Annotated in this window: 6 protein-coding genes; 1 reads left to right on the top strand and 5 read right to left on the bottom strand. The window is 36.0% G+C overall.

Going from position 1 to position 7,572, the window contains the following annotated elements; genetic code table 11:
- The 4 genes from AC1DPQ_RS11900 to AC1DPQ_RS11915 form a co-directional block, all read right to left on the bottom strand.
- The coding region (locus AC1DPQ_RS11900) for a glycosyltransferase (RefSeq protein ID WP_477609433.1) at positions 1–1,039 on the bottom strand (1,039 nt) is incomplete at its 3' end.
- Positions 1,040–1,046: 7 nt separating this feature from the next.
- Positions 1,047–2,882, bottom strand: coding sequence for an ABC transporter ATP-binding protein (locus AC1DPQ_RS11905; protein WP_477609435.1), 1,836 nt, complete (start codon positions 2,880–2,882; stop codon positions 1,047–1,049).
- A 215-nt stretch (positions 2,883–3,097) separates the two neighbouring features.
- Positions 3,098–4,153 carry a glycosyltransferase family 4 protein gene (locus tag AC1DPQ_RS11910; RefSeq protein ID WP_477580354.1) on the bottom strand — a complete coding sequence of 352 codons (1,056 nt, stop codon included), beginning with the start codon at positions 4,151–4,153 and terminating at the stop codon, positions 3,098–3,100.
- A 63-nt stretch (positions 4,154–4,216) separates the two neighbouring features.
- Positions 4,217–5,092, bottom strand: coding sequence for a glycosyltransferase family 2 protein (locus AC1DPQ_RS11915; RefSeq protein WP_477580352.1), 876 nt, complete (start codon positions 5,090–5,092; stop codon positions 4,217–4,219).
- 58 nt (positions 5,093–5,150) lie between these two features.
- On the opposite strand from AC1DPQ_RS11915, the gene meaB reads away from it, so the two are divergent.
- On the top strand, positions 5,151–6,050 hold the full coding sequence (gene meaB / locus AC1DPQ_RS11920) for a methylmalonyl Co-A mutase-associated GTPase MeaB (protein ID WP_477609437.1): 900 nt from the start codon (positions 5,151–5,153) through the stop codon (positions 6,048–6,050).
- A 44-nt stretch (positions 6,051–6,094) separates the two neighbouring features.
- Here meaB and AC1DPQ_RS11925 read toward each other — a convergent pair whose 3' ends face one another.
- Entirely contained in the window at positions 6,095–7,384 is a 1,290-nt protein-coding gene (locus AC1DPQ_RS11925; RefSeq protein ID WP_477580350.1) for an aminopeptidase P family protein, read from the bottom strand.
- Positions 7,385–7,572: the final 188 nt, after the last annotated feature.

A 7,572-nucleotide genomic window follows, 5' to 3' on the forward strand; every position in this document is an offset into this window, starting at 1 on the left:
TGTTATTTCCGAATTCAACGGGATCATCACTAACCAAACAGCCATTGTCGGTCTTGTTGATCAGTCCATCGATCCCACGGGTATTACAAACGATTGGTAGACCATAAGATAGCGCTTCTACTACTTTTATCTTGGTTCCAGTGCCCGTAAGCATAGGGCACAGTGCTACTTTAGCATTTTGGTAATAGATTGATAAATCTTCGGCAAAGTTTACGGAAACAATATTCGGTGCCTTTATTGAAAGATGCTCATTTATCTGTCCAATGACGCATATCTGCACGCTGGTTGGTAATAACGGATACACATCCTTAAAAAACCACTTGGCAGCTTTTTGATTATGTATATTATTGCTAGCTATATATATCAGATCAAACGACTTTTCATTACTAGCATGAAGATTTTGTGGTTTATCAAGCATCATTGGAGCTAACACCACCTTGTTTTTGCAGAATTGACTAAAAATATACTGCTCTTCAACAGAAATGGTTAAAGCGATATCAAATAAAGAAATTCTCCTGATTTCTTCTTTAAAAGCCTGACCAATATTAACTTTTTTTTGAAGTTGAGCGGTTATAAAGTCGTGTGTATCAATTACTTTTATTGATTTTTTTGTAAAGTGGTTACCCTCTACCAATGTAGCCCAACTGGCATAATTGATAAAGATGTAATCGTAATCGTTGTTTTTTAGAATTTTTTTGAAAGCCCTCTTAAACCTTAAGGTCACCAATTCAGGGAATTGAAGCGGAAAGAACCAAGCCTTATTCTGATAGAAGAAATTAGGCAGTTTATAAAAAAGCAGGTAATAGAGTATGTTCTTTTTAGATGGTTTTTTTTTAATTACATAAGTATTACTGGCTAAGCCTGCTTGCTCAAATGCTTTAATATCTGCCTCGTTCCATTTTCCGGTGAAATACTCGCTTACAAAATCAATTTCAAAATTCCTTGATTTAAAATAGCTTAACATGCTTAAAACCCTGGTTCTGTTGCCCGCAATTTTTTTTAGCGGATTATCAGGCATAAAAAATAGTACTTTCTTCATCTAAATGTTAGTCGTTAAAGGCCTGCATGTCGATTAAGCGCCTATATAAACCATTTTTGTTCATTAACTCATTGTGGCTTCCGGTTTCTACTACGCTGCCTTTATCTATCACCACAATTTTATTGGCATGTTGTATTGTACTTAAACGGTGAGCAATTACAATTGAGGTGCGGTTTTTCATCAGGTTATTTAAGGCATCCTGAACTAATTTTTCAGATTCTGTATCTAAGGCTGAAGTGGCCTCATCCAACAACATGATTGGTGGATTAGCCAATACGGCCCTTGCAATACACACACGCTGTTTCTGTCCTCCTGAGAGTTTATTTCCTCTATCTCCAACAAAAGATTGATAACCATCTTCTGTATTTTCGATAAAATCGTGCGCATTTGCAATTTTTGCTGCGGCAACAACTTCTTCCATTGTGGCATCTGGTTTGGCAAACGCAATGTTATTAAAAATGGTATCGTTAAATAGAAAAGACTCTTGATTAACGGTTCCCATTTGTGCCCTGATGCTTTCGACAGTAAGTTCTCTATAATCGTGGCCATCAATTTTAATTGTTCCTGATTTTGGATCATGGAAACGTGGAAGCAGATCCATTAATGTACTTTTTCCACCTCCAGAAGGTCCGACAAGTGCTACTGTTTGCCCTTTTTCAATGTCGAAGGTTATCGAGTTAAGAATTTGTTTTTCCCCATAACTGAATGATATATTTTGAAGGCTGATTGTACTGTTAAAATCATCAAGAACTTTCGCATCTGGTTCATTAACCAACAATGGTTTAGTATCTATTAGGTCTAAAACCCGTTCGCCTGCTGCAATTCCAGAATGGATTCCACTAAATGAATCTGTTAATGCTTTTGCAGGACGCATTACCTGGGAAAAAATAGCGATGTAAGCAATAAAATCTGATGCGGTTAAGGCGTTTTTATCATTATGTAATATTAATGATCCACCATACCAAACGATAATAGAAATCATTAAGACACCTAAAAATTCAGAAACTGGTGAGCCGAGTTGTTGGCGCCTAACCATTTTGCGTGTTAAATTGGAATAGTATATATTTTCCTTATTAAATTTGTTTTTAATTCGTTCTGTTGCATTAAAGGCCTTTATAATTTTAATCCCACTTAATGCCTCATCTAAAAAGCCAATCATTTTCGCAAAGGATTCATGCGATTCTTTTGCCTGCTGCTTTAACCTTTTTACAATTTTACTGATAATAAATGCAGAAATTGGGATTACCAGTAAAGAGAATAAGGTAAGCTTTGCTGAAATATTAAATAAAAGAATAACATATACAATTAGTGTTACAGGTTCTTTAAAAACAACCTGTAATGTATTGGTAACCGTGAATTGAACCACCTGTACATCAGAGGCTACTTTAGAGATAATATCGCCTTTTCTCTCATTGTTAAAATATCCTACATGAAGGTTCATCACATTGTTAAATACCCGCTTTCTAAAGTTTAGCAACGTATGGACTCTCAAATCTTCCATGTAACGCTGAGAAAAATACCTGAACAAATTGGAAAGCAATACAGAGATAACAATGATAATACAGATGTACATCAGCGTACTCTCTATAGTGTTAACCTTTATTGAATAGTTAACAAAATCTCTTAACTTGCCCAATAAGCTAAATGAGGAGGCTGCTTTATCTGTTAAGCTTGGCGTTTGGCAAGCTTGCTTGTTTGCATTTAAAAGTGTTTCGAACAGCGGCGATAACAATGCCAAGTTAAAGGTTCCGAATAGAATAGAAAGTAAGGTTGCAATAACGTATGGTATGGCAAACTTTTCAATAGGCTTGGCAAATGATAATAAACGAAAATAAGTTTTCATTAAGTATTGTATATATAACAGAACCCAGGAAGTACCCAGTAGGAAAAAAATATAATAAAATCCGAGCAAATGTACGGTTTTTCATACATATGAATAAGATGGAGAAACCCAACAAAATTAAAATTACAATTCTTGGGTTATGGAATGGATTGAGATGCTGTTTTACGGAATGTTTCGCGTCAACCGTTGGGCTATAGAATACAGGTTAATAACTGTTATTCCAAACATTCCTGATATAAATTCAGATATTGGTTGGCTGCAATTTCCCACGAAAATTTTTCTGCTTGGGCAATTGCTTCTTTAGCGCGATTATTTTGAGCGAAATCATTCATTCCTTTTTTAAATACTTCCTGCATGTGTTCAGGTTCAAAATTATCGAAGTAATAAGCCACGTCGCCGCCAACCTCTGGGAGTGAGGTAAATTTGGAGAGGAAAACAGGTTTTCCAAAGTGCATGGCTTCTATTACAGGAAGACCAAAACCTTCCGCAACTGAAGGGAATAAAAAAGCATCGCAATTTTTGTAGTACCAGGCTTTATCTTCATCACTAATTGGCCCTGTAATGTGTACCCTATCCAGACAATTATGTTTTTCTGCTTCCTCTAAAATTCGCTGCTTGTGAGGTGTTTCCCTTCCAGAAATTACCAGTTCAAAATCGTTATCTTTTAATAATGCAGGTAATAAGTGAAAACCTTTTTGTACCGAAAGTAAACCAATGGTAAATACAAATTTCTTTCTGGGTTTAAAAACTGGCTGATGATTTTCATCTGAAACTAATTTATCGGCCCCGTTATAAATTACACTGATTTTATTTGCTGACTCAGGGAAATAGTGTTTTACATCATTTGCAACAAACTGCGATATGCATACAATTTTATCACACTGTGATATTAGCTTGCCTAGTTTTTTTAGATATACCTGGATTCTGTGTGGCCTGCTAAACTTTAAATGAACCTTATTCATGTCATGAATGGTCATTATTTTTTTTGCATTAACTTTTTTTGGTCTTAATCTGCAGGTCTGATCAGAGAGATGAACAACTTCGAAATCATTTTTTTTCTTAAAAAATAACCGATCTAATCTCGAAAGATAAATGATATCAACCAAGCCGTTAAAAAGATATTTTGTCTGTTTGAAAAGATAAAATTTTAATTCAAACTTTCCTTTGTTTTCCTGGATTAATGCGTCGCCTAATCCTTTTCCAAACGAAAAATAGCCACAATTGGCATCTTTCATCGAATCAAAAGTTACTAAGACCTTAGGCTTTTCCATTAATTAAATCGTGTATTTAGAAGAAAAAAAATTATGCAAATATAGACAGATTTAAATTGTAGACTACTTTACAATTTTATAATTCCGGTATTCGAACAAACGCATTCCTGTTAAATCTTCAATTTTTTGCAAAACCTTCCTACGGAAATTCATTTTTGGAGTTTCCTTGGTTAAATCTTTTTCAAATTTCCAGTTTGCAGCAGCAATTCTTTCTTGCATTACTTTTGGATGGCTACCTTTAAAATGAACTAAACGATCGGCATTGTGCATATCATAAGTTTCCTGCACGGGATAATTCTCTTCAATCCATTCTTCTGTTTGATAAAACTGATTAAAGTTCCGCACTTTACCTTGTAATCCTTTTGGTGGTTTAACCCAGCCATAATGATAAATGTAAGCATCAATTAGCTTAACCTTAAGTTTTCTGTCGTTAATTCTGAAGCCTTGCGCATCGCGGTAAGATCTTACCCCAGGTAAATTTTTTATAATCCGAACCTCTCTTCTATACCAGCGTCTGGACTCAGCCAGATAGTCATAAGAAGCATAAAAATGCTTGTATTTTAAAAGTAAGGCCTCTACATTGCTGTTGTTAAGCGCTAGCTCCATTTCTTTTTTGATCAAGGGGAGATAATCTTCATGTATGGCTTCGTCACCTTGAATGTAGATCATCCAATCGGTATCTTCGTTTATTTCTGCTAAGGCCTTATTGGTTTCATCAGCAAAAACACGACCGCCTTCCCTTATGCTGTCATCCCAAACGGTATCGATGGTCCTGATTTTAGGATCGATGCTTTTAACCATTTCAGAAGTCTCATCAGATGAGTTGCCCAGTGCAACTATAAAATCATCACACAAAGGTAAGACTGAAAGTATGGCTTCTTTTGCTGGATAATCGTTTACAATTGCATTTCTTAAAAAGGTAAAACCGGTAACTTTCATTATGTGGATGCTTTGTAGCTGATAATTTTTGTTTATTTGTACAAAGATAGTTTTATTGATGAATACGCATCTATCCATTTTAAGCGAAGTAAAAGCCGGGAATTACAAGGTTTTGGCAAGAACATTAACCCTTGTCGAAAACAACATTACACCAGCCGATTCGATTTTAAGAGATTTAGATAGTCAGGTTAATGTCCCCGTTTTAGGCATTACCGGACCTCCAGGCGCCGGTAAAAGTACCCTGGTAAATGCAATAGCTGGTCATTTTGTTACGAAAGGGATGCGCATCGCGATATTGGCGATAGATCCTACCTCCCCATTTAATTTTGGTTCTTTGCTAGGTGATCGTATCCGCATGGCCGGTCAGTTTAACAATCCAAATGTTTTTATCCGTTCGTTGGCTACCCGGGGCGCTCTGGGCGGTATTTCGGCGAAAACCATCGAGATGGTTGATGTTTTAAAAGCCGCTAATTTTGATCTGATTATTGTGGAAACTGTTGGTGTTGGGCAATCGGAAGTAGAAATTGCCGGATTAGCAGATAAAACCATCGTGGTGCTGGTTCCAGAATCGGGCGATGAGGTGCAGAATATCAAATCTGGTTTGATGGAGATTGCCGATTGCTTTGTGATAAACAAGGCTGATAGAGAAGGAGCAGCTATTTTTGCCAATAATTTAAAGAAAATTGTTCATCAGGGCACGAAGACTATCCCAATATTGAAAACAGTGGCCGATAAAAATACAGGTATTGATGAATTATGTGCTTGGATAATCAAGCCGCTTACAGCTGATCATAATCGAAGGGCTTTTCTGTTTGCAGAGAAAGCCTGGAGACTCATTCAGCATGAAAAAATGAAGATTGTTGATAAAAAAAGGCTGCTAGAAAAAGTTCAGGCAGCCTTAAAGCAAGATGATTTTAATATTTATCGTTTTGCTGATGAATTTATCCGCAATGGTTAACCTATAATTTTTTGAAGCGGGTTAACTGAAAACGGCCAACTGAACTAACTATTCATAATCTCCTCAATTTCATCAGCTTCCAGTGGGATATCGGCCATTAGATCTACATTTCCGCCTGCGGCGATAAGAATATTATTTTCTAAGCGGATACCCAGGCCTTCTTCTGGAATATATATTCCCGGTTCAACAGTTAAAATATTGCCTGCTGCAAATGGCGTGTATCTTCCGGCAAAGTCGTGTACGTCAATGCCCAAATGATGTGAATTGCCATGCATAAAATATTTTTTATAAGCTGGCCATGCTGCCGTTTGGTTCTTCACGTCTGTTGTAGAAATAAGTCCAAGATTAACCAGCTGCTCAGTCATAATTTCGCCAACCTGTTCGTGGTAGGTATTCCATATGGTTCCTTCGCCAATTAATTTAATCGACCCTTTCATTACGTGCAATACTGCATTGTATACCTGTTTTTGTCTTTGGGTGAACCGACCGTTAACAGGGATTGATCGGCTCATATCTGCATTGTAGTTGGCATATTCGGCGCCAAAATCAAAAAGTATTACGTCGCCATCTTTGCATTCTTGATTATTATCATTGTAGTGGAGGATGTTTGCATTATGGCCGGAAGCAATAATAGGGGTGTAGGCATGACCTGTTCCACCTTGGCGGATAAATTCGTGGATAATCTCCGCTTCAATTTCATATTCTTTAACGCCGGGCTTGGTAAATTTTAATACCCTGATAAAGGCATCACGTGTTATTGCTGAAGCCTTTTTAGTTAGTTCAACTTCAACATCTGATTTAACTGCACGTAAATTTCGCATAATTGGTGCCGAACGTTCATAATGATGCAACGGATATTTTGCCCGCATTTTCTCAATGAAACGGATATCACGATAAGGAACTTCATGGGCATACCTATCATTCTCATTTGTATTTAAATAAATATGTTCAGCATAGTTCACAATGCTATGCAATATGTTATCAAAATCTTCTAACCAATATACCGCTTGAATACCCGATGCGGCTTTAGCCTGCTCTTTAGTGTATTTGTATCCTTCCCAAACTTTAATGTAATCGTTAGTCTGTCTTAAAAACAGGACTTCTCTGTACAAAGGATTAGGACAATCAGGAAATAATAGCAATATTGTTTGTTCTTGATCAATTCCTGATAAATAAAATAAATCAGGGTTTTGCTTAAAAATAAAGTTCTGATCGCCGCTTCTAGGAAATTCATCGCTTGAGTTGAATATAGCTAATGAATTGTTTTTTAGGTTGTTAGTGATTTTTTTTCTGTTTAAAATAAATAATGACTGATCAATAGTAGGATATTTCATGAAAATGATATTTTTATATGGGCAATGGCCAAATGTAATAAAATGATTAATTACTGTGAAGTTTGGAACGGAGTTTGTATAAAAGTTTGAAAATTTAAAATTTTGTTTAATTTTGGCATTACTAAAAAATTAATCAATTAAATTGTTTAACCCTTAAAAAAGAAAAAAGATTATGAATTATTCTACTT

The sequence above is a fragment of the Pedobacter sp. 01T416_2 genome (assembly GCF_056398925.1).